This is a genomic window from Collimonas antrihumi, from assembly GCF_018304965.1.
Lineage (GTDB): Bacteria > Pseudomonadota > Gammaproteobacteria > Burkholderiales > Burkholderiaceae_D > Collimonas > Collimonas antrihumi.
This window is the reverse complement of sequence record NZ_JAGQED010000003.1, coordinates 178,880-200,586: the sequence shown is the minus strand read 5'-3', so window position 1 is coordinate 200,586 and position 21,707 is coordinate 178,880. Positions and strand designations below refer to the sequence as shown.

Below are 21,707 nucleotides of genomic sequence, written 5' to 3'. Positions count from 1 at the left end.
CACCAAATGGCTTGTCAAACGTGCTGGTTTTCACGCCATTTGTGCCAAACTGTGTTACGTTCGCCGCCAAAAACTGACGCAGGCCGTTCTCTACATTCAAACCGACCATGGACAAAATAGACAAACAAATTCTCGCCATATTGCAAGAAGACGCCAGCACGCCGGTGGCGGAAATCGCCGAGAAAGTCAATCTGTCGTCGACGCCGTGCTGGCGCCGCATACAGAAGCTGGAAGAAGACGGAGTGGTGTTGCGCCGGGTGGCGCTGCTGGATGCCGAAAAGCTGAATGTCGGCGTGACGGTATTCGTCTCGATCAAGACCAATCAGCACAACGCCAACTGGTATGCCCAATTCAGCAACACCGTAAAACTGATTCCCGAAGTGGTGGAGTTCTACCGCATGAGCGGCAACATCGATTACCTGTTGCGGGTGGTGGTACCGAACATCGCTGCCTACGATGCGGTATATCAGAAGCTGACGCAGTCGAACGCGTTGTTCGACGTCAACGCCAGCTTCGCGATGGAACAAATCAAGCACACCACTGCGCTGCCGCTTGATTATGTCGGATTGGACTGATGCAATCCGCCCGGATTGCAGCTTAGGTTACTGCTTCAGTTACAGCGCCTGCTCCATACATCTGAAAGCCTGTCCCATGTCGGCCATCAGATCATCGATATGCTCCAGGCCGACATGCACCCGCACCAGGGGATTCTGGTAAGTCGTCGCCGATGCTACCCGGGTAGGCGGCTTGTCCAGCGGTAACGCCAGGCTTTCAAAGCCGCCCCACGACAAGCCGATGCCAAACAATTGCAGGCTTTCAAAGAATTTAGACAGCGCGGGACGGCCGACTTCTTTCAACTCAACCGTGAATAAGCCGCTGGCGCCAAGGAAATCACGCTTCCACAGCTTATGGCCAGGATCAGATGGCAACGCCGGATGCAATACCCGCTCGACCAACGGTTGCGTGCGCAGATATTCCGCCAGCTGGATACCGCTCTCCCAATGCTGGCGCAGGCGTACCGCCATGCTGCGCATGCCGCGCAAGGCCAGGTAGATATCGTCCGGACCGGCAGTCTGGCCGAAATCATGGGCGCCGTGCTTGAGGATGCACCAGGCCCGCTCATTGGCGCTGGCGACACCCAGCAAGGCATCGGAATGGCCGACGATGTATTTGGTAGCGGCATGGATCGACACATCGACACCGTGTTCGAACGGTTTGAAAAACAGCGGCGTGGCCCAGGTATTGTCGAGCAACACGTAGGCGCCGACTTTATGCGCTTCTTCGGCGATGGCCGGAATATTCTGCACCTCGAAGGTCCACGATCCGGGGGACTCGACAAACACCACGCTGGTATTCGGCCGCAGCAAGGTGCGGATTTCGCCGCCGATCAAGGGGTCGAAATACTCCACTTCAACGCCCATGCGACGCAATACGCGATCGGCAAAGGTCCGGGTCGGGCCATACACGCTGTCGGTAATCAGGATATGGTCGCCGCTTTTGACGAAAGCCATGATGCTATGGGTACAGGCAGATAAACCCGATGGAAACACCAGGCAGTTGTGGCCGCCTTCCAGCGTCACGATCGCCTGTTCGAAGGAACGGGTGGTTGGCGTGCCGAAACGGCCGTAGTTGGACATGGGATTATCAATCTGGCGGCTGGCTTCCCAGTCTTCCAGGTTGTTGGCGATGATGGTCGAACCGCGGAACACCGGCGTATTGACCATTCCCGCGAAACGCGCCGGTTCGCGGCCGCAATGCACCAACTGCGTATCGACATGCGTGGCCGGGGAACCTGAGGAATTATCGGGAGACATAAGAAATACTCCATGCTGAACTGTACGGCGAGATTACCTGGGTCTATTGTAGAATTCTGGACGTGGAAAATTATTGCAACAAATCGCCTTAAATCAGGATTTATTGGAATATTTTTCTAACATTTCAATAATTAAAAGAAATTATTCACAAAACAACAAGAAAATCTGCAGCCTGGTGCCTCCTGACTACTAAGCTAAGCCATTCGATATATATGCAATTCATATCAATGGCGCACAAATCATATATTTGACACGGCGTTATGGGCGAGGCACTCTAGGGCTAGCCCTGCAGCCATTATTTCTGGAGATGTAAATCATGCCGCAATATCGTTCCCGCACCACCACCCACGGCCGCAACATGGCCGGCGCCCGCGCCCTGTGGCGCGCCACAGGCATGAAGGACGGCGATTTCGACAAGCCGATCATTGCCGTGGTCAACTCGTTTACCCAATTCGTCCCGGGTCACGTCCATCTGAAGGACTTGGGCCAGATGGTTGCCCGCGAGATCGAAGCCGCCGGCGGCGTTGCCAAGGAATTCAATACGATTGCGGTCGATGACGGCATCGCCATGGGCCATGGCGGCATGCTGTACTCGCTGCCATCGCGCGAACTGATCGCCGATTCGGTCGAGTACATGGTCAACGCCCACTGTGCCGATGCGATGGTATGCATCTCCAATTGCGACAAAATCACCCCGGGCATGTTGATGGCTGCGATGCGCCTGAACATCCCGGTAGTGTTCGTTTCCGGCGGTCCGATGGAAGCCGGCAAGGTAGTCGAAAAGCTGCCAGGCGTTGCCGTGATCGATCAAAAGGTTTTCAAGATCGACCTGGTCGACGCCATGATCAAGGCTGGCGACGCCTCGGTCAGCGATGCCGACATTGCTGAAATCGAACGCTCCGCCTGCCCGACCTGCGGCTCCTGCTCCGGCATGTTTACCGCCAACTCGATGAACTGCCTGACCGAAGCGCTCGGCCTGGCCCTGCCCGGCAACGGCACCATTCTCGCCACTCACGCCGACCGCAAGGAATTGTTCCTGCGCGCCGGACGCCTGATCGTTGAACTGGCCAAGCGCCATTACGAACAAGATGACTACTCGGTCCTGCCGCGCTCGATCGCCAGCAAGGCTTCGTTTGAAAACGCCATGACGCTGGACGTCGCCATGGGCGGCTCGACCAACACCGTGCTGCATTTGCTGGCCGCAGCACAGGAAGCGGAAGTCGATTTCAAGATGGCCGATATCGACCGCATCTCGCGCCATGTTCCTTGCCTGTGCAAGGTAGCGCCGATGACTGACAAATACCATATCGAAGACGTGCATCGCGCCGGCGGCATCATCAGCATCCTGGGCGAACTGGCGCGCGCAGGCTTGCTGGATACCAGCCGTCCGACGATTCACAGCCAAACACTGGGCGACGCCATCGCCAATAACGACATCACGCAAACCCAGGATCCGGCAGTGCACAAGCTGTTCAGCGCCGCTCCCGGCGGCGTGCCGACCCAGGTTGCGTTTTCTCAGGAAAAGCGTTTCACCAGCCTGGATACCGACCGCGACAACGGCTGTATCCGCAACAAGGCGCACGCTTATTCGCAAGACGGCGGTCTGGCGGTCTTGTACGGCAACCTGGCGGAAAACGGCTGCATCGTTAAAACCGCAGGCGTCGACGAAAGCATCCTCAAGTTCAGCGGCCGCGCACGCGTGTTCGAAAGCCAGGATGACGCGGTGGAAGCGATCCTGGGCGATACAGTCCATGCCGGCGACGTCGTTATCATCCGTTACGAAGGACCGAAAGGCGGCCCTGGCATGCAGGAAATGCTGTATCCGACTTCGTATATCAAATCCAAGGGCCTGGGCAAATCCTGCGCGCTGTTCACCGATGGCCGTTTTTCGGGCGGTTCGTCCGGCCTGGTGATCGGCCATGCTTCGCCGGAAGCGGCAGAAGGCGGCGCCATTGGCTTGGTGGAGGAAGGCGACACCATCGAAATCGACATCCCTGAGCGCCGCATGCACCTGAAAATCAGCGATACCGAACTGGCGCAACGACGCGCTGCGATGGAGGCCAAAGGCAAGGATGCCTGGAAGCCGGCCAACCGCCAGCGTTACGTCTCGCAGGCATTGCAGGCCTATGCTGCGATGGCAACTTCGGCCGACCGTGGCGCGGTGCGTGACATCAGTCAGTTGAAACGTTAAGCGACATGCAAGCTTGTGTCGTAACGTTTACTTAACAAGAAAAATGTAACTCTCTGTAAAAGAGGCCGGTGCAAACCGGCCTCTTTTTGCTTCTACTCCCTTGCCGGCGCTCAATTTTCGCGCCTCGCCAGACTCCTCCCCAGGTCATATTCTTTGTCACGATATGGTAAAGTTGCGAACTGTTTCCTGTGGCAGATCCTGCACGACATTACCGCAACCGATTCCCTGGCGAATCTTATGGCAGTCCCTGCATGTCTCCCCGTTAACGCTACCCCCTAAACCACACTATCGGATTGGCATCTAGCAACAGATGACGTCGTTGAATAATTCCGGAATGCAAAGAAAAACAGTCGCCATTATTGGCGGCGGCCCTGCTGGCCTGATGGCTGCCGAGGCGTTGGCTGCAGGCGGCGTGCAAGTGGATGTTTACGACGCCATGCCTTCCGTCGGCCGCAAATTCCTGCTGGCCGGCAAAGGCGGCATGAACCTGACCCATTCCGAACCCTACGACGCCTTCCTGTCCCGCTACGGATCGCGCGCTCCTCAAATTGCGCCGTTGCTGGCCCAGTTCACTCCGGACGCGTTACGCGAATGGGTTCATGGTATGGGCATCGAAACCTTCGTCGGCTCATCCGGCCGCGTTTTCCCGACCGACATGAAAGCTGCGCCTTTGCTGCGCGCATGGCTGCATCGCTTACGCCAGGCCGGTGTGCGGTTTCATATGCGCCATCGCTGGCTGGGCTGGGCTGAAGCCGGAACACTGCGCTTCGATACACCGCAAGGGCAACAAACCGTCAGCGCCGACGCCGTTGTGCTGGCGCTGGGCGGCGGCAGTTGGGCGCGTCTTGGCTCGGATGCCAGGTGGGTGCCGCTGTTAAGCCAGCGCGATATTGCAGTTGCACCGCTGCAGCCGTCCAATTGTGGATTCGAGGTTGGCTGGAGTGAATATTTTCGTAGCCGCTTTGCCGGCGATTATCTGAAATCGGTCGCTATTACCGTTGCGCATGAGGATGACCCTGACGGTCAGCCGGCATCTCGTAAGCAAGGCGAGTTCGTGATTACCACCGAAGGCATTGAAGGCAGCTTGATTTATGCCCTGTCGGCCGGCTTGCGCGATCGGATTTCTGCCAGCGGCAAAGCGCTGATTCAGCTCGACCTGCTGCCGGACTGGCCTTTGCAGCGGGTGATCGACGAAGTAACGCGGCCGCGTGGCGCGCGTTCCTGGTCTAGCCATCTGCAAAGCCGTTTGGGACTGAAAGGCGTGAAAACCGGTTTGTTGCGAGAGCTGGTTACAGCAGCCGATTTTGCGGATCCATTGCTTCTGGCGCACGCCATCAAGGCGTTGCCGCTAACCTTGCTGGCGACCCGACCTATCGACGAAGCCATCAGCAGCGCCGGCGGCGTCACGTTTGAAGGCATGGACCAGCAACTCATGCTGAAAGCCTTGCCGGGCGTCTTTTGCGCCGGCGAAATGCTCGACTGGGAAGCCCCCACCGGTGGCTACCTGCTAAGTGCCTGCCTGGCCTCCGGACGGGCTGCCGGCAATGGCGTTTTGAACTGGTTACGGTAACATGACGACGGCTGAATTGATGAAGGAAGGAAGTGTGAATCCAGGCAGGCTATCGCAGGCGGACCTGCAGCAGGCCGGTGAATGGCGCACTTCCAAGACCGTTGGCGTGGTGGTGTCCGTCCTGGTCCACATCATCGGCATCTGGTTTTTGCTGACGAAGCTGACGATCGAGACGCCAATGTCGCCGCCGCCTGGCAATATGGGGTTGCTGCTCATCAGCGCAGCGCCGGCGCCCAGCAGCGTGCCGCCGCCGAAACTCCAGACGCCTCCGGCCAAGCCGAAATCCCCGCCCAAACCGCGCAAGACAGAGCAAAAACAGGAACAGGTTCGCAAGCCCGCCGCCCCCCCTGCCGCAGCGCCGCAACCAACCATTCCGCCGCCGCCCGATGCGCCTAAGTACGAGCAATCGGTGCAAGAGGATTTTTCTTCGCACATCCAGGCTGCACGCCAGCGGCGCGAAGCAGCCCAGACCCAGGAACGCGCCGAAGCCGGCGAAGCTGCGGAAGAAGCGCCACAATCGCCGAACGACATTGCACGCGCCAACATCCAGGCCCAAAGAGGCTGGATGGGTATCGACAAGGACAAATCCGGTGGCATATTCCAGGTGCGCGATAAAACGCCGTTCAGCGCCAGTTTGATTTTCCGCGGCTGGAACGCCAGCGCCAGCCGGAGTGCGCAGCAGAATATTCCGGTTGAACGCGGCAGCGAAGAAAGCATCGAAATGGCCATCATCAATAAAATGATAGAGATGATCCGCAAGAAAACCAGCACCGACATTCCCTGGCGCTCGCAACGCCTGGGCCGTGTCATTACGCTCAGCGCGCGCTTGAAAGATACCGCCGAACTGCAACAGTTCCTGATGCGGGAAATGTTTTTCCAGGATAGCGCGCCGAACAGGTAAGCCCAAGCCGGCGTAGCCAATCCCCATATCTGTATTGCTGACATCTCGAACCGCAAAAAATGTCGGCTACGCCCTTGTTCGGCTTACAAATTCGCAATCCATGATCAATATGACATCAATAAAATCATCTTGACATAATATCACGAGGAGATGATAATTGGCCGATCCCAAGAAATGGAAAGTGTCTTTTCACGACGAATTTGATCCCGAATTCGACGCGTTCTCAGTAGATGTTCAAGATGAATTGCTAGCTGTTGCCGCCGCCGTAAAGGAACTCGGACCAGCCGCCGACCGGCCCCATGTCGGAACGCTGGAGAACCCCAGGCACCCCAATATGAAGGAGCTTCGCTTCAAGGCAAACAACGGCGCGGAAATTTGGAGGGCCGCCTTTGCCTTCGACCCTGATCGTGAAGCGGTCATCTTGGTGGCAGCCGACAAGCAAGGCATTGATGAAAGCAAGTTCTACAAAGATCTGTTGAAAAAGGCCAACAAGCGTTTCGATAAGCACTTGGAAGATATCAAGTTTGCTGAAACTGCCAAGCCTGCGAAGACGAAGACCAAAAGCGCCAAGGGGAAGAAATAGGAGATGGACATGGGAAGAAATCTAGACGACGTCATCAAAAGCCTGCCGGCTGGTCGCCAGGCGAAAATTGCAACTCTTTCTCAGAAAAAAGTCGAAGAGATGATCGCACACGCCGCTACGCTCACCGATTTCCGCAAAGCTGTGGGAAAGACCCAGGCTGAGGTGGCCAAAGAGCTCGGCATCAAACAGAACGCCGTTTCGCAACTCGAAAAGCGCTCCGACACCTATGTCTCCACACTGCGTCGATTCTTGAAATCTCTTGGAATGACACTGGAGCTGTCAGTCGTCGCAAAAAACGGCACCCGAATCGACCTGCCGAACTTCCTGCCGTGGGACGATACCGAAGCGTTCGCCACGATGCCCACAAGAGCTCCTGCAAAGAGAGCGGCTGCCGCTACCAAATCCGCACCAAACGCGACCAAAAAGAAAGCAACTCCCTCGCGCAAGCATGCCGCACCGCCCCGGTAATGGTCTGGTTTAGCCAAGCCGGCACCCTTGCGTACCGGGACATCCTAAACCGCAAAGAAATAGCCGCTAAGCCTTGTTCCGCTTACAATATCGCCTATTCCCGAATATTAGCGATCAGACGCGATTCCGCGCCTGAGAAAGAATCCATTTAATGCAATCAAATTTTCAACAACGGGCCGCCCGATGACGGTAGCGGCACAAAAAGTTTCACCTGGCATGCAGCAATATCTCGGCATCAAGGCCGACTATCCGGACACGCTTGTGTTCTACCGGATGGGAGATTTTTATGAACTGTTTTTCGAGGATGCGGAAAAAGCCGCGCGCCTGCTGGGCATCACGCTGACCGCACGCGGCACTTATAACAATGCGCCGATCAAGATGTGCGGCGTACCGTTTCACTCCGCCGATCAATATCTGGCCAAGCTGATCAAGCTCGGCGAATCGGTGGCGCTGTGCGAACAAATCGGCGACCCTGCCACCAGCAAGGGGCCGGTCGATAGAAAAGTGCTGCGCGTGATTACGCCCGGCACCTTGACCGACTCCAACCTGCTGCCGGAAAAATCGGATCAGCCTTTGCTGGCGCTGTACGTCACCCAGCAACGCAAGGTGATGAAGGTTGGTCTGGCGTGGCTGTCGATGGCCAGCGGCGCGCTGAAGATGATGGAATTCGCTTGCGATCCGGAGACGCTGGATACCCTGCTGAAGCAGGAACTGGAACGGATTGCACCGGCCGAGATCCTGGTGGCCGACATGGTCGAAGCTATGCTGGCCAGTAACGTGGTCGACAAGACCACCACCGTGCCGGAATGGCACTTCGATATCACCCACGGCCTGAAATCCCTGCTGGACCAGCTCGCGGTCAGTAGCCTGAGCGGTTTCGGCGCCGAAGGCTTGAGCGCTGCCATCGGCGCTGCCGGCGCCCTGCTGCGCTATGCCCAGTCGACTCAGGGCAAAGGCTTGCAGCATGTGCGCACGCTCACGGTCGAAACGGAAAACGAATTCATCGGCCTCGATGCCGCCACCCGCCGCAACCTGGAACTCACCGAAACCATACGTGGGCAGGATGCGTCATCCGGCGCACCTACCCTGTTTTCATTGCTGGACCACTGCCGCACCGCGATGGGATCACGCTTGCTGCGCCATTGGCTGCACCATGCCAAGCGCGATCAAGCTGTTGCGCGCGGCCGCCATGCGGCGATCGGCGCCCTGATCGCCGCCGATACCGGCAGCGCCATCTCCGGCACGCTGAGCGCAGTGCCGGATATCGAACGCATCACCGCCCGCATCGCCCTGCTGTCAGCGCGGCCACGCGACTTGGCCGGCTTGCGCGACGGCTTGCTGCAACTGGATTCCCTGCGCGCCGACATCGCCATGTGTGGCAGCCAGAATCAAGCTGACAATCAAGCGCCGCTGCTGCAGGAACTGCAATTTGCACTGGAAACCCCGGTTGATTGCCTGCAGCTGCTGCAAAGCGCGATCGCTACCGAACCATCGACCATGGTGCGCGACGGCGGCGTCATCGCCACCGGTTTCGATGCCGAACTGGACGAATTGCGCGGGCTTTCGGAAAACGCCGGCCAGTTCCTGGTCGACCTCGAAACGCGCGAACGGGCCCGCACCGGAATTGCCAATCTGCGCGTCGAATACAACAAGGTGCACGGCTTCTACATCGAAGTCACGCACGGCCAGACCACCAAGGTACCGGATGACTACCGCCGGCGGCAGACCTTGAAAAACGCTGAGCGCTATATCACGCCGGAATTGAAAGCGTTTGAAGACAAGGCTTTGTCGGCGCAAGAACGCGCGCTGATACGCGAGAAAGCGCTGTACGAGCAGATTTTGCAAGATTTGGCGCCGCATATCGGCACCTTGCAAAACATCGCCCACGCACTGGCGCAACTCGATACGCTGGTAGCCCTGGCCGATCACGCCGCACGCCACGACTGGTGCGTGCCGCAGCTGGTGACGGAACCTGCAATCCAGATCGTGCAGGGCCGCCATCCGGTGGTCGAAAAGCAGATTGAACGCTTCATAGCCAACGACTGCCAGCTGTCCACCGAACGCAAGCTACTGCTGATCACCGGCCCTAACATGGGCGGTAAATCGACATTCATGCGTCAAGTGGCGTTGATCACGCTGCTGGCTTATGTCGGCAGTTACGTACCCGCCGACAGCGCCGTCCTGGGCCCGATCGACCGCATCTTCACCCGTATCGGCGCCGCCGACGACCTGGCCGGCGGCCGCTCCACCTTCATGGTTGAAATGACCGAATCGGCAGCCATCCTCAACGGCGCCAGCGAAAACTCGCTGGTGTTGATGGATGAGGTCGGTCGCGGTACATCCACCTTTGACGGCCTGGCGCTGGCATGGGCAATCGCCCGTCATCTGATCGACGCCACCCGCAGCTTCACCTTGTTTGCGACGCATTATTTCGAGCTGACCCAATTGCCTGACTTGCACCCGTCGGCAGCCAACGTGCATTTGTCCGCTGTCGAGCATAAGGACAGCATCGTCTTCCTGCACGCAGTGCAAGCCGGTCCGGCATCCCAGAGTTACGGCTTGCAGGTGGCGCAACTGGCCGGCGTGCCGCCGCCGGTGATCCGCGCCGCCCGCAAGCATCTGGCTTTGCTGGAATCGCAATCGATGCAGCCGACGCCGCAATTCGATCTGTTTGCGCAAGTCGCCAATATGGATGACGACAGCGACAAGCAGACTTTGGATAGTGAGCTGATGATTGCCCTGGATAGCATCGATCCCGACGCTTTGACTCCGCGTGAAGCGTTGGAGCAGCTATATCGCCTGAAGCATCTCACTGCGACGCAGAAAGCCTGATGAACGCCTTCGCCTCTCGCAGACTGCCGTTTCGGCCAGCGTTATTACTAACGCTGGCGCTGGCGGCAGGCTGCGGCGCGGCGCAGGCCGAAACCACCAATTTCAGCTTTGGCGTGATCGCACATGTCTTTCGCAGCGGCGCGGATGAAACTCCGTTACGCGACGCCATCAGCGAAACCGATGCCGATAATCTTGCCTTCGTTGTGGCAAACGGCATCAAGGCCAGCAGCGAACCCTGTACCGACAAGCTGTACAGCCAGCGCAAGGCACTGCTGAACAGCGCAAAAAACGGTTTGATCGTATCTTTATCAGCCAGCGACTGGGTTGCGTGCAAAACTTCGGCCGACCGCTCTGCCTCCATAGAACGCCTGAGCCGGATCCGCGACTTGTTTTTTTCTGACGAATTTTCTTTTGGCGACAGCAAGATTCCGTTGATCAGGCAATCGACCTCGCCCAAGTTTCGCAGCTACGTAGAGAATGCGCGCTGGGAAATCGGCAATGTGATATTTGCCACGATCAACCTGCCGGCCACCAACAATCACTACCTGCCGGAAGGCGGCCGTAACAGCGAATTCGAGGACCGGCAAATCGCCAACCGGGAATGGCTGCAACGGATTTTCCTGAATGCATCGCAGAAGAAATCCGATGCGGTTGTCTTGTTTTGCGATGGCGATCCGCTGGCAACCCAGCGCCACCGTGCCTTCGACTTTAATATCAAGCGTGACGGGTTTTCCGAGATCCGCCAGAAAATCAGTTCGCACGCGGCGCATTTTGAAGGCAAGGTGCTGGTCATTCACGGACCACATGGCAGCAGTTCGCCACCCCCGGCGAACATTATCTGGCAGCGCAATCTGGGGGATCTGGAGATCCCGAGGGGCTGGCTGAAAATAACCGTGAATCCGGCCAACCCTAAACTGTTCGAACTCGGCAAACCTGCCGATTCGCAGACGCTCTCTAGGCGATAGCCGTATCGTAGGGTGGGCACGCCTTTGTACCCACCCTACGAATTAGTGAATAGGATGACTGCGGAAATGGTCATCCGCGCCATCGTCGTCCAGATCGTCGTGATGATGACCGTGGGCGCCGTGGACATGCTGATGGGCGATTTCTTCTTCCGATGCGGCACGGACTTCCGTCACGCTCAGATCGAAACGCAGGGCTATGCCGGCCAGCGGATGATTACCGTCGAGCACAACCTTGTCGTCGGCAATGTCGGTCACCGTGAAAATCAATGCCTGCTCTTCTTCATCCTCGTTGTCTGGCGTGCCTTCAAATTGCATGCCGACTTCCAGCGGTGTCGGCAAGCGATTGCGCGGCTCTATCTTGACCAGATTCGAGTCGTACTCGCCAAACGCGTCGTCCGGCTCAACTTGCAGCTCGGTTTGATAGCCGACTTCCTTGCCATCCAGCGCCTCTTCGATTTTCGGCAACGTGTTTTCGTACCCGCCGTGCAAATACACCATCGGTTCGCTGCTTTCTTCGATCAGATTGCCTTGGGCATCTGACAATTTGTAGCGCACAGTCACTACCGTATTTTTGGCAATCTTCATGATCATTCCTTTCATTTAACATGCGTTGGGATTATACCCGCTGATTACACGCCAATTCGTGAGCCGGGCCTAATTTTGCGGCATACAACCCGATATAATGACGAAATGAAAAATTCCACACTCCTGGGCGGCCTGTCCCCCGCGCACTTTTTACGCGATTACTGGCATAAAAAACCCTTGCTGATTCGTCAGGCCTTGCCCGGCTTCAAGCCCTTGCTCTCGCCAGAGGCCCTGTTTGAACTGGCGCAGCGGGACGACGTCGAATCACGCCTGGTGACGCATTTCAAGCAGCAATGGCAAGTAACCAACGGTCCTGCCAACGATTTGCCGAGTACCGACCAAAAGGATTGGACCCTGCTGGTACAGGGCGTCAACCTGCACGACGACGGCGCGGATGCCCTGTTGCGCCAGTTCCGCTTCATTCCCGATGCGCGGCTGGACGACCTGATGATCAGCTATGCCACCGATACCGGCGGCGTCGGTCCGCATTTCGACTCTTATGATGTGTTTTTGTTGCAGGCTCACGGCCAGCGGCGCTGGAAAATAGGGGCTACCCAAGACCTCACCCTGGTAGAAGGCAGCGCGCTGAAGATACTCAAGAATTTCGAGCCCGAGCAGGAATTTATCCTGGAACCCGGCGACATGCTCTACCTGCCGCCGCAATACGCCCACGACGGCACCGCAATCGGCGAATGCATGACGTATTCGATCGGTTTCCGCGCCCCGCCATTCCAGGAGTTGGGTGAAGCGTTCCTGCAGTTCATGGCGGATTCCATCGACCTGCCGGGGCGCTATGCCGATCCCGACCTGGAACCCAGCAAGCATCCGGCGGAAATCAGTGGCAGCATGCTGGCGCAAATCTCGGATGAACTCAATAAAGTCCGTTTCACCGACGACGATATTGCCATTTTTGTCGGCGAATATCTGTCCGAACCGAAAGCCAACGTATTTTTCGAATCGCCGGCGCGGCCGCTGACGCTGGCGCGCTTTACCGCCGCATTAAACAAACGCGGCGTGGCGCTTTCACGCAAAACCCAGATGCTGTATCGCGGCAAGCATGTATTTATCAATGGCGAGTCATTCGCCGCCGGACGTGCCGACAAAACATCATTGACATTGCTGGCAGACCAGCGCCGGCTCGACAGCGAAGCCGCCGCCAAAGTCTCGACCGACGTGCTTGAAGCGCTCTACACCTGGTATGAAGACGGCTGGATTACGCTAGGCTGAGCGCGTCAGGTATAAAAACAATAAAATCAGGATTTTATGGCTGATGTTTAAATAGGCATAAGAGAAAGAAGATATTCTCTTAAAACATTGAAATAGAATACATAATATTTTGAATAAGACTTTATTTTAATGTCATTAACAATAAAACAAATACGGGATTACTTAATCCGATTTGCATAAATATTATCTGCAAGTGACATTATTTAACAAATCAGCTGCGAAATGTATGTATCTCAACATATCTGCCGGGAGTCGCCATGCAACGACGGCGAATGTGTTTTCGGCGGCAATTTTGAACGAACGCAGTGAATCGCACCCGCCAGCGAAATAGAAGCGGTTACCAGCACCTCTGAAAGCGCTGTTGCATTGATACAAATTCTTACCAAATAGCAAACCGTTAATGTCATATTTAACAAATTCCAGCTATAATTCTGAGCTGGAAAGTTTTTGTTGCATCGCGATGCGCAGTCCCGGCAAAGCACTGCGAAAACATCCTGTAGAGCGATAATTACCGGTAATTATTCATCGCAAAATTTTTGATTACTACTGAAGGAACATTCATGAAAAAAACACTGTTGATCGCATCCCTGTTGGCTCTGACTCTGGCTGCTTGCGGCAAAAAAGACGAAGCTCCTGCCGCTGACGCTGCTCCTGCTGCATCCGTTGCTGCTCCTGCTGCCGCTGACGCTGCTGCATCCGCTGCATCCGACGCTGCTGCTGCTGCAACTGCCGCTGGTTCGGCTGCTGCTGACGCTGCAACTGCTGCTGGTTCCGCTGCTGCTGCTGGTTCCGCTGCCGCTGATGCTGCTCACACAGCTGTTGACGCTGCTGCTGACGCTGCTAAAGCTGCTGCCGCTCCTGCTGCTTCCAAGTAATCATTGGTTGCTTAAAAAAAGCCGACCCCTGGGTCGGCTTTTTTATTATCGAAATTATTGTCGAAAATTTCGGATGAAGTTCGCGCCTCACGGCAATTGACAGCTTCACACGTCACGCACCACTTTCCTTACATCTCGATCCAGTCGAAGCCCTCTTCCTGGCACGCGATCGTCACTTCCACCAATTCACTATGACGCGCACCGCACAGCGCCGCGTACGCCAACTCCGGTAAATTGTTACGCACACTCAGGTGCGCACCGACTACCTTGCGCAAACGCGACTGATCCAGCGCCGCCAGGATTTCACGCGCAACATCATTCGACAAATGCCCGTACTGGCCGCCGATACGACGCTTGAGCGATGGCGGATAAGCCGAATCGCTGAGCATCTGCCGATCGTGATTGCATTCCAGCACCAGCGCATCGCTACCGCCGAGGACTTGCACCAGATGTTCGGTAAGCTTGCCGGCGTCGGTCAGCACGCCGAGCCGGCGATCGCCGTCGGTTGCCACGTATTGCACCGGCTCTCGCGCATCGTGCGGAACCGTATAGGGAATCAATTGAAGATCGCCGATGGCGAAGCGATCGCCGTCGCGGCAAAAATTAACCGCGACATCGTTGGTGCTGTCCTGACGCAAAGCTTGGTAAGTACCGTAGGTGAGCCACACCGGCAAGCGATGACGACGAGCGAATTTGAAAACGCCGCCGATATGGTCCTGATGCTCGTGGGTGACGATAATTGCGGAGAGTGCGGCGCCATCCAGACCCAGGCGGGCCAGGCGGCGTTCGGTTTCCCGAATGCCAAAGCCGCAATCAAGCATCACGTTAGTAGTCGTGCTGCCTGATGTTGCTGAAATCAGCAATGCATTGCCTTCGCTACCACTACCCAGACTTGCGAATTTCAAGAGTAGTTCCTGGTTCCTGGCAGCTTCCTGGTAGCGTTAACCATGGTTCCGCATTGCGTCTTTACGACTGGCGGCCAGCTTACTTCAGCTGTTCGTTCAACAAAGCCAGGATCTTGTCGGAAGTTTTCGACAGTTCAGGCTTGCCATCCTTGTTCAACACGGCAACCTGGCTGCCGGCATCAGTACCCTTGACCAGAATACGGTAACTAGCCGCATTTTTCGCCTTGTCGCTATCCGAGCTGCTGAAAATCTTGGCGAAGAAACCCTTGTCCGATTTCTTGTTCTTGGCATCGGCATCCTGATCGACATAACGTACGTAGTAAGTACCTTGCGTACGGTCGCGGTCTTCCACGGTGAAGCCGACGCGGTCCAGCGCCAGCCCGACACGACGCCATGCGCGGTCGAATCCTTCATCAACCTGCACGTAATCGCCGGCAGCGTTCTTGACCAGCTTGGAGCGTGCATGCAACGATGGCGCATTGGCGACCGCAGCCTTGGCCTTCACTTCGTCGCTGCCCAGACGCACCATCAGGCGCGACAGGAATTCAGCTTCCAACTGCGGATCGGAAGGACGTGCAGTCCAGATGCTCGATTCCTTTTGCGCACCGGACAACACTTCTTCCGCGCCACGTTGGCTGATGTAAATCTCGGTAGTGCCATTCGGTCCGCGTTCCAGGCGGGTGCGGAACTTGTCGCGCTCACCGGTCGAATACAGCGAATCGAATACCTTGCCGAGCGTGTTGCGAACGAAATCCTGCGGAATCTTGGCGCGATTTTCAGCCCAGTCGGTTTCCATCACACCGGTTTCCGAATTCTCGATATTGATCAGGAAGCCAGAGTCCTGCCAGAAATCCTTGACCTTAGGCCACAGGCTTTCCGGGCTTGCATTGACCACCAGCCAGCGCTGCGAACCATCGCGCTCGATGTGCATGTCGGGAGTAGCGTTAGGTGCAATCGCTGCGGCAGCTGCGGCCGGGCGAACGCTCTGGTCGAGGTTGTAGCCGGAAGCGGTCGCAGTGCCTGCATTCGCTTCAGGAATCGCATAACGATTTTCGCGCTGCAACTGAGTCAGATCAGGAGGGATATCCAGTTTTGGCGCCGTCACCTTGCCTGCGCTTTTATAATCGATGCGATCCGGCTCGAGCACCGAACTGATCGACGAGCATCCTGCCAGACCTGCTAGCGCCAAGGCGATGACAGCGCTACGTTGTGTGAGACTGATTTGAGTCGATGAAATGTTCTTGCGAATAGTCATGTGGATACAGGATCAAAAAAACGAGAGAAGTTCTAGGGAAAACGCCTGTCAGCGCAGCTTATTTTAATACACCCGATTCACGCAGCGCCGCCCGCACCGTTTCATGAAACTCGGCGGCCAGCGGCACCAACGGCAAACGGATACCGTCAGACATCATGCCCATCTCTGTGAGCGCCCATTTCACGGGCAGAGGATTCGGTTCAACAAACAATTTATTATGCAGCGGCAAAAGCTTGTTGTTCAGTTTGACAGCTTCAGCAACATTTCCGTTCATCGCGGCGACGCACAACAGGTGCATATCGCGTGGCGCGACGTTGGCAGTTACCGAAATATTACCCTTGCCGCCGCAGAACATCAGCGCCATTGCGGTAGCGTCATCGCCGGAATAGACAGCAAAATCGGCCGGCGCCAGGCGAATCAGATCCGAGCCGCGGCCGATATTGCCGGTTGCATCCTTGACGCCGATAATGCCAGGCACTTGCGCCAGGCGCAGGATGGTCTCGTTGCTCATGTCCGCCACGGTACGGCCGGGGACATTGTACAAAATGACCGGCAAATCGACCGACTCGGCGATTTTCTTGAAATGCTGGTACATGCCTTCTTGCGTCGGCCGGTTGTAGTAAGGCACAACCTGCAGCGATGCATCGGCGCCGGCTTCCTTGGCAAAACGGGTCAGCTGAATCGCCTCTGCCGTGGAATTGCCGCCGCTGCCGGCAATGATAGGAATCCGTTTGGCCGCGTGGTCGACCGCCAGCTTGATCAGGGCACAGTGCTCTTCCACCGTGACCGTCGGCGACTCGCCTGAAGTGCCGACGATGACGATGGCGTCGGTTCCTTCTGCGATGTGCCAGTCAATCAGCTTTCGCAAACCTGGCAGGTCGAGACCGCCGTCAGTGTGCATGGGAGTAACGATTGCAACAATGCTGCCCTTGATCATGATCGTGAATGCTAAAAAATAAAAGACTGATTGTAGCGGATCGCCGTGGCTATGGGTTATTTCAGCTTGTAAATCAGTTTACAAATACAATTGCCACATGGAAATATCAAGCAACCCGCCTACACCCTGAACCAAACTGCTTACGCGGTACGCAAGCTTGAAGCTGCGCTGGCGGCACCCTTAGCGGAGCCCTTAGTGGCCCCCTTAATGGCGCATATCCGCTGCACCATAGCCGGTTTCGGCCCTTCCACATAGCCATCCTCAAAGGCCACCACGCGCCAGTTGCTGCCCGTATTGGCCGTATCGGCGGCCAGCAAGTCCAGCAATTCGCCAGGCTGCAGCAAAAAATCAGGATTGGACGGCTTGCCAAATTGCGCATTACCGGCGGCAAACGTTTCATAGAGCAAGACGCCCTGCTCTGCCACGCTTTCCAGTATCGCAGGAAACAAGGGCCGATGCAGGTAGTTGGTCACCACCACGGCGCTGAACCGACGGGACTGGAATAGTGCCGCAAGCGCATCCGAGGGGCCGGCTTCCAGCTCAATCTGGCGCGTAGCGATATCGCTTATGCCGGCAGCGTCGATCTCGGCCAGCAATTCCGGATTGCGATCAACCGCCAGCACCTGCAGGCCTCGCTGCGCCAGCCACAGAGCATGACGGCCATTGCCGCAAGCCAGGTCCAGCACGGTACCAGCCGGTATCAAGCCGCCGAAGCGGCTGACCCAAGGTGAGACTAGATTTAGCGGGACTGCATTTATCAAGATGTCATCCCTGGCCAGGTCGGGTTGCACGGGTTGCACAGGTTGCATAAACAGGCTACATAAATTATTTAAATCGCCCGTCATTCCCGCAGACGCGGGAATCCAAGCTGCATAAAATGGATTCCCCACCTTGGTGCCCGCGTTCGCGGGGACGACGCCGCTGCGCACTTTAGTTGTAACTCAAGCCCATCGCCTCGCGCACATCACGCATCGTATCCTGCGCCAGCTTGCGCGCATGATCGCAACCGTCTGCCACAATCGCCCGCACCAGTGACGGATCGTCAAGATACTGCTGGGCGCGTTCGTGCATCGGCTCTTGTTCCTTGATGATGGCGTCGATCACCGGTTGCTTGCATTCAAGGCAACCAATGCCTGCGCTGCGACAGCCCTTGGTGACCCATTCCCTGGTTGCATCGTCGGTATACACAACGTGGAATTGCCATACCGGGCATTTGTCCGGATCGCCGGGATCGGTGCGGCGCACCCGCGCCGGGTCGGTCGGCATGGTGCGGACCTTCTTGGTGACCACAGCCTTGTCTTCGCGCAGGGCGATGGCATTGCCATAACTCTTCGACATCTTCTGGCCGTCCAGCCCCGGCAAACGCGAAGCTTCCGTCAGCAGCGCTTGCGGCTCCGTCAGAATCAGCTTGCGGCTGCCTTCCAGGAAACCGAACAAGCGTTCGCGATCTATCATCGACAGGTTCTGGGCATCGTCCAGCATAGCCTTGGCCTGGCCTAGCGCGTCTTCGCTGCCCTCCTGCTGGAATTCGGTGCGCAGTTCGTTGTAGAGCTTGGCACGTTTGCTGCCCAGCTTCTTGACGGCTTCCTGGGCCTTTTCTTCAAAGCCCTTTTCCTTGCCGTACAGATGATTAAAACGACGGGCGATTTCACGCATCATTTCAACGTGCGGCACCTGGTCGTCGCCCACCGGCACCTGGCTGGCGCGATAAATCAGCACATCGGCGGCTTGCAGCAGCGGATAACCGAGAAAACCGTAGGTCGCCAGGTCGCGGTCGGCGAGTTTTTCCTGCTGATCCTTGTAGGTCGGCACCCGCTCCAGCCAGCCCAGCGGCGTCGCCATCGACAGCAGCAAATGCAGTTCGGCGTGTTCCGGCACCCTGGACTGGATGAACAGCGTGGCCTGCGAGGGATCGACCCCAGCTGCCAGCCAGTCGATCAACATGTCCCAGGTATTGGTTTCGATCTGGCTGGGATCGTCGTAATGGGTGGTCAATGCATGCCAGTCGGCGACAAAAAACAGGCAAGGCAGCTCGGATTGCAGCCTCACCCAGTTTTTCAAAGCGCCGTGATAGTGGCCAAGATGCAAAGCGCCAGTCGGGCGCATACCAGAGACAACACGGTCAGGGTACATGGGTGATTAAATTAGCGGAGTAAAAAGGAAATTGGCAACGTGATGAATTGCAGCAAATCAAGCGCGAACGAACGAACCGGATTGACCCAAAGATACAACAACGATACACCACCGATTTTAATAAAAAGCAGTGCCAGTACAATAAAAAAACCATATGGTTCGATTTTCGCAAACTGATATGCATATTTATTCGGCAGCAAACTTGTGAGGATGCGCCCCCCGTCTAAAGGAGGAATTGGAAACAGATTGAAAGCAAACAGCGCCAAATTGACCAGAACACCGGCTTTAGCCATCAACGCAAAAAATTCTTCCGGTCCGTAAAACGTCACTGAAAACTGGTAGAGCACGAACCATACCAATGCCATGAAGAGATTCGCCGCCGGCCCGGCCAGCGCGACCCAGGCCATATCCCGCTTGGGCTTGCGCAACTGGCCGAAATTAATCGGCACCGGCTTGGCATAGCCGAACAGAAAGGCGCCGCCGGTAGAGAAATACAGCAATATCGGGATCAGGATGGTGCCGAGGGGATCGATATGCTTGATCGGATTGAGGCTCATGCGGCCCAGCATATAGGCGGTGGAATCGCCGAAATACCTGGCGGCGTAGGCATGCGCGGCTTCATGTAGCGTAATCGCGAAAAGCACGGGCAAGGCATACACTGCGACGGTTTGGATAAGATCATTCATGGGCGGGATTCTATCAGAGGGGCGCTAAGACACGGCGAAGCATGCGACAAATGGTCCGCGGGCAGGCTGTATTTGGCGGGGAAATTTCAAAAAGGCAATAAGGACAAAGTATCAAATATCGGGAACAAGTCCTTACCTCACGCTAATAATCCAACTTTCCAACAATCACAAACCAAACAAACCTGCATCGCCACGTCCCTGGCGTATCAGTTCCGGCTCGTCGCCGGTCAGGTCAATCACCGTGGTCGGTTCCAGGCTGCAGGCGCCGCCATCGATCACCAGTTCGATTTGCTTTTGCAGTTGATCGCGCACTTCTTCCGGATCGGTCAAGGCATGCTCCTCACCCGGCAAAATCAAGGTGGTGCCGATCAATGGCTGTCCGAGTTCTTCCAGCACCGCACTCACGATACCGTGCTGCGGCACGCGCAGGCCGATGGTCTTTCGCGCCGGATGGCTCAGGCGGCGCGGCACTTCCTTGGTTGCTTCCAGGATGAAGGTATAAGCGCCCGGCGTTGCGCTTTTGAGCTGGCGGAATTGGCGGTTATCGACCTTGGCATACAGCGAAATCTCGCTCAGGTCGCGGCACAGCATGGTCAGATGATGCTTGTCGTCGACACCGCGGATACGCCTGACGCGTTCTACCGCATCCTTATCGTCCAGCTGGCAGACCAGCGCATAACAGCAATCCGTGGGCAACGCGACGATGCCGCCGGCCCGGATGATTTGTACCGCCTGATTGATCAGCCGCAGTTGCGGATTATCTGGATGGATTTGGAAAAACTGGCTCATGGCTCGACATTCTAAATCTAAAAATGAAAAACGGCGCTAGCCTTCAGGCTAGCGCCGCCCTGCGTACTATCAGAAATTACAAGGCTGTCGCTTGTGGATCGCGCAACGCTGCAATACGTTGTTCTATCGGCGGATGGCTGGAAAACAGCGCCATGAAACCCGGCTTGTCGTTGATGCCCAGCGCTGCCATCGACTCAGGCAGTGTCGCCGGCGCAACCCCGCCCAACCGTGCCAGCGCCCGTTGCATCGGCAACGCACTCCCCAGCAACTTGGCCGAACCTGCATCGGCGCGGAACTCGCGATGACGCGAAAACCAGGCGACGATCATCGATGCGCCTATCCCCAGCACGATCTGCGATACCAGCACAGTCGCCATGTAACCGATACCAGGGCCGTCATTATTGCCACGCGACAAAGCGCGATCGACAGCATAACCGATGACGCGTGACAGGAACACCACAAAAGTATTCACCACGCCCTGGATCAGCGTCATGGTGACCATGTCGCCGTTGGCGATGTGGGCGATCTCGTGACCCAATACCGCCTCGACCTCTTCCTTGGTCATGCTTTCCAGCAGGCCGGTGGAAACCGCGACCAGCGCGGAATTCTTGAAAGCACCGGTGGCAAACGCATTCGGATCGCCCTGATACACTGCCACCTCTGGCATGCCGATGCCGGCACGTTGCGCCAGTTTGGTGACAGTATCCACTAGCCACAGCTCGGTCGAATTGGACGGTGCGGTAATGATGCGGGCACCGGTCGACCATTTCGCCATCTGCTTGCTGATCAGCAATGAGAAAATCGAACCGGTGAAACCGACCACCAGTGAAAACACCATCAGCATCGGCAGGTTAAGACCGGCGCGCGTCAGGAAACGGTCCACGCCCAGTAACGACAAAACGACGCTCATCACTAGCATCACAGCGATATTGGTAGCGAGGAACAAGAAAATACGTTTCATGTAGAAAACTCCGGAATGGGAAAGAAGTGT

Annotated in this window: 20 protein-coding genes; 10 read left to right on the top strand and 10 right to left on the bottom strand. The window is 56.6% G+C overall.

The window, feature by feature from the left end; all coding sequences use genetic code 11:
* Positions 1-107 precede the first annotated feature (107 nt).
* A complete protein-coding gene (locus KHU29_RS04930) occupies positions 108-575 on the top strand; it encodes an Lrp/AsnC family transcriptional regulator (protein ID WP_092414362.1) in 468 nt (155 codons plus the stop codon).
* A gap of 39 nt (positions 576-614) precedes the next feature.
* Here the strand turns inward: KHU29_RS04930 and metC are convergent, their stop codons facing one another.
* Positions 615-1,814, bottom strand: coding sequence for a cystathionine beta-lyase (metC, locus tag KHU29_RS04925; protein ID WP_211451564.1), 1,200 nt, complete (start codon positions 1,812-1,814; stop codon positions 615-617).
* 316 nt (positions 1,815-2,130) lie between these two features.
* On the opposite strand from metC, the gene ilvD reads away from it, so the two are divergent.
* The 7 genes from ilvD to KHU29_RS04890 all read left to right on the top strand — a co-directional run bounded on the left by ilvD (position 2,131) and on the right by KHU29_RS04890 (position 11,324).
* A complete protein-coding gene (ilvD, locus tag KHU29_RS04920; RefSeq protein WP_211451563.1) occupies positions 2,131-4,005 on the top strand; it encodes a dihydroxy-acid dehydratase in 1,875 nt (624 codons plus the stop codon).
* A 334-nt stretch (positions 4,006-4,339) separates the two neighbouring features.
* Positions 4,340-5,575, top strand: coding sequence for a TIGR03862 family flavoprotein (locus tag KHU29_RS04915; protein WP_246541500.1), 1,236 nt, complete (start codon positions 4,340-4,342; stop codon positions 5,573-5,575).
* 1 nt (position 5,576) lies between these two features.
* The gene (locus KHU29_RS04910; protein ID WP_211451561.1) at positions 5,577-6,476 is read left to right on the top strand and encodes a hypothetical protein; all 900 of its coding nucleotides are present in this window, start codon (positions 5,577-5,579) and stop codon (positions 6,474-6,476) included.
* Positions 6,477-6,633: 157 nt separating this feature from the next.
* Entirely contained in the window at positions 6,634-7,059 is a 426-nt protein-coding gene (locus KHU29_RS04905; RefSeq protein WP_211451560.1) for a type II toxin-antitoxin system RelE/ParE family toxin, read from the top strand.
* A 9-nt stretch (positions 7,060-7,068) separates the two neighbouring features.
* A complete protein-coding gene (locus tag KHU29_RS04900) occupies positions 7,069-7,527 on the top strand; it encodes an XRE family transcriptional regulator (RefSeq protein WP_211451559.1) in 459 nt (152 codons plus the stop codon).
* A gap of 183 nt (positions 7,528-7,710) precedes the next feature.
* On the top strand, positions 7,711-10,359 hold the full coding sequence (mutS, locus tag KHU29_RS04895) for a DNA mismatch repair protein MutS (RefSeq protein ID WP_211451558.1): 2,649 nt from the start codon (positions 7,711-7,713) through the stop codon (positions 10,357-10,359).
* A complete protein-coding gene (locus tag KHU29_RS04890) occupies positions 10,359-11,324 on the top strand; it encodes a hypothetical protein (protein ID WP_211451557.1) in 966 nt (321 codons plus the stop codon). Before mutS ends, KHU29_RS04890 begins: the two co-directional genes overlap by 1 nt.
* A 42-nt stretch (positions 11,325-11,366) precedes the next feature.
* Here the strand turns inward: KHU29_RS04890 and KHU29_RS04885 are convergent, their stop codons facing one another.
* Positions 11,367-11,909 (bottom strand): FKBP-type peptidyl-prolyl cis-trans isomerase, encoded by a 543-nt coding sequence (locus KHU29_RS04885; protein WP_211451556.1) that lies wholly within the window; start codon positions 11,907-11,909, stop codon positions 11,367-11,369.
* Positions 11,910-12,014: 105 nt separating this feature from the next.
* On the opposite strand from KHU29_RS04885, the gene KHU29_RS04880 reads away from it, so the two are divergent.
* Positions 12,015-13,136, top strand: a complete 1,122-nt coding sequence (locus tag KHU29_RS04880; protein ID WP_211451555.1) for a cupin domain-containing protein — start codon at positions 12,015-12,017, stop codon at positions 13,134-13,136.
* Between the two features lie 663 nt (positions 13,137-13,799).
* The gene (locus KHU29_RS04875) at positions 13,800-14,111 is read left to right on the top strand and encodes a hypothetical protein (protein WP_211451554.1); all 312 of its coding nucleotides are present in this window, start codon (positions 13,800-13,802) and stop codon (positions 14,109-14,111) included.
* Between the two features lie 28 nt (positions 14,112-14,139).
* Here KHU29_RS04875 and KHU29_RS04870 read toward each other — a convergent pair whose 3' ends face one another.
* From KHU29_RS04870 to htpX, 8 genes are all read right to left on the bottom strand, one after another.
* Positions 14,140-14,916, bottom strand: coding sequence for an MBL fold metallo-hydrolase (locus KHU29_RS04870; RefSeq protein WP_211451553.1), 777 nt, complete (start codon positions 14,914-14,916; stop codon positions 14,140-14,142).
* A gap of 79 nt (positions 14,917-14,995) precedes the next feature.
* Positions 14,996-16,171 carry an outer membrane protein assembly factor BamC gene (bamC, locus tag KHU29_RS04865; protein ID WP_211451552.1) on the bottom strand — a complete coding sequence of 392 codons (1,176 nt, stop codon included), beginning with the start codon at positions 16,169-16,171 and terminating at the stop codon, positions 14,996-14,998.
* 58 nt (positions 16,172-16,229) lie between these two features.
* The gene (gene dapA, locus KHU29_RS04860) at positions 16,230-17,108 is read right to left on the bottom strand and encodes a 4-hydroxy-tetrahydrodipicolinate synthase (protein ID WP_211451551.1); all 879 of its coding nucleotides are present in this window, start codon (positions 17,106-17,108) and stop codon (positions 16,230-16,232) included.
* 140 nt (positions 17,109-17,248) lie between these two features.
* Complete coding sequence (locus tag KHU29_RS04855) at positions 17,249-17,872, bottom strand: class I SAM-dependent methyltransferase (protein WP_425514448.1); 624 nt, start codon at positions 17,870-17,872, stop codon at positions 17,249-17,251.
* Between the two features lie 166 nt (positions 17,873-18,038).
* Entirely contained in the window at positions 18,039-19,241 is a 1,203-nt protein-coding gene (locus tag KHU29_RS04850; protein ID WP_211451549.1) for a tryptophan--tRNA ligase, read from the bottom strand.
* Positions 19,242-19,252: 11 nt separating this feature from the next.
* Complete coding sequence (locus KHU29_RS04845) at positions 19,253-19,927, bottom strand: site-2 protease family protein (protein WP_211451548.1); 675 nt, start codon at positions 19,925-19,927, stop codon at positions 19,253-19,255.
* A gap of 165 nt (positions 19,928-20,092) precedes the next feature.
* Positions 20,093-20,716, bottom strand: coding sequence for an L-threonylcarbamoyladenylate synthase (locus tag KHU29_RS04840; RefSeq protein WP_211451547.1), 624 nt, complete (start codon positions 20,714-20,716; stop codon positions 20,093-20,095).
* Positions 20,717-20,792: 76 nt separating this feature from the next.
* On the bottom strand, positions 20,793-21,677 hold the full coding sequence (gene htpX, locus KHU29_RS04835; RefSeq protein WP_211451546.1) for a protease HtpX: 885 nt from the start codon (positions 21,675-21,677) through the stop codon (positions 20,793-20,795).
* Positions 21,678-21,707: the final 30 nt, after the last annotated feature.

Excerpts from the sequence above, each read along its gene's own strand:
- KHU29_RS04900 (WP_211451559.1), top strand. The coding sequence starts at position 7,069 with ATGGGAAGAAATCTAGACGACGTCATCAAAAGCCTGCCGGCTGGTCGC.
- KHU29_RS04910 (WP_211451561.1), top strand. The coding sequence starts at position 5,577 with ATGACGACGGCTGAATTGATGAAGGAAGGAAGTGTGAATCCAGGCAGG.
- KHU29_RS04840 (WP_211451547.1), bottom strand. The coding sequence starts at position 20,716 with ATGAGCCAGTTTTTCCAAATCCATCCAGATAATCCGCAACTGCGGCTG.
- bamC (WP_211451552.1), bottom strand. The coding sequence starts at position 16,171 with ATGACTATTCGCAAGAACATTTCATCGACTCAAATCAGTCTCACACAA.
- htpX (WP_211451546.1), bottom strand. The coding sequence starts at position 21,677 with ATGAAACGTATTTTCTTGTTCCTCGCTACCAATATCGCTGTGATGCTA.
- dapA (WP_211451551.1), bottom strand. The coding sequence starts at position 17,108 with ATGATCAAGGGCAGCATTGTTGCAATCGTTACTCCCATGCACACTGAC.
- ilvD (WP_211451563.1), top strand. The coding sequence starts at position 2,131 with ATGCCGCAATATCGTTCCCGCACCACCACCCACGGCCGCAACATGGCC.
- KHU29_RS04880 (WP_211451555.1), top strand. The coding sequence starts at position 12,015 with ATGAAAAATTCCACACTCCTGGGCGGCCTGTCCCCCGCGCACTTTTTA.
- KHU29_RS04885 (WP_211451556.1), bottom strand. The coding sequence starts at position 11,909 with ATGAAGATTGCCAAAAATACGGTAGTGACTGTGCGCTACAAATTGTCA.
- KHU29_RS04890 (WP_211451557.1), top strand. The coding sequence starts at position 10,359 with ATGAACGCCTTCGCCTCTCGCAGACTGCCGTTTCGGCCAGCGTTATTA.
- KHU29_RS04845 (WP_211451548.1), bottom strand. The coding sequence starts at position 19,927 with ATGAATGATCTTATCCAAACCGTCGCAGTGTATGCCTTGCCCGTGCTT.
- mutS (WP_211451558.1), top strand. The coding sequence starts at position 7,711 with ATGACGGTAGCGGCACAAAAAGTTTCACCTGGCATGCAGCAATATCTC.
- KHU29_RS04850 (WP_211451549.1), bottom strand. The coding sequence starts at position 19,241 with ATGTACCCTGACCGTGTTGTCTCTGGTATGCGCCCGACTGGCGCTTTG.
- KHU29_RS04930 (WP_092414362.1), top strand. The coding sequence starts at position 108 with ATGGACAAAATAGACAAACAAATTCTCGCCATATTGCAAGAAGACGCC.
- metC (WP_211451564.1), bottom strand. The coding sequence starts at position 1,814 with ATGTCTCCCGATAATTCCTCAGGTTCCCCGGCCACGCATGTCGATACG.
- KHU29_RS04915 (WP_246541500.1), top strand. The coding sequence starts at position 4,340 with ATGCAAAGAAAAACAGTCGCCATTATTGGCGGCGGCCCTGCTGGCCTG.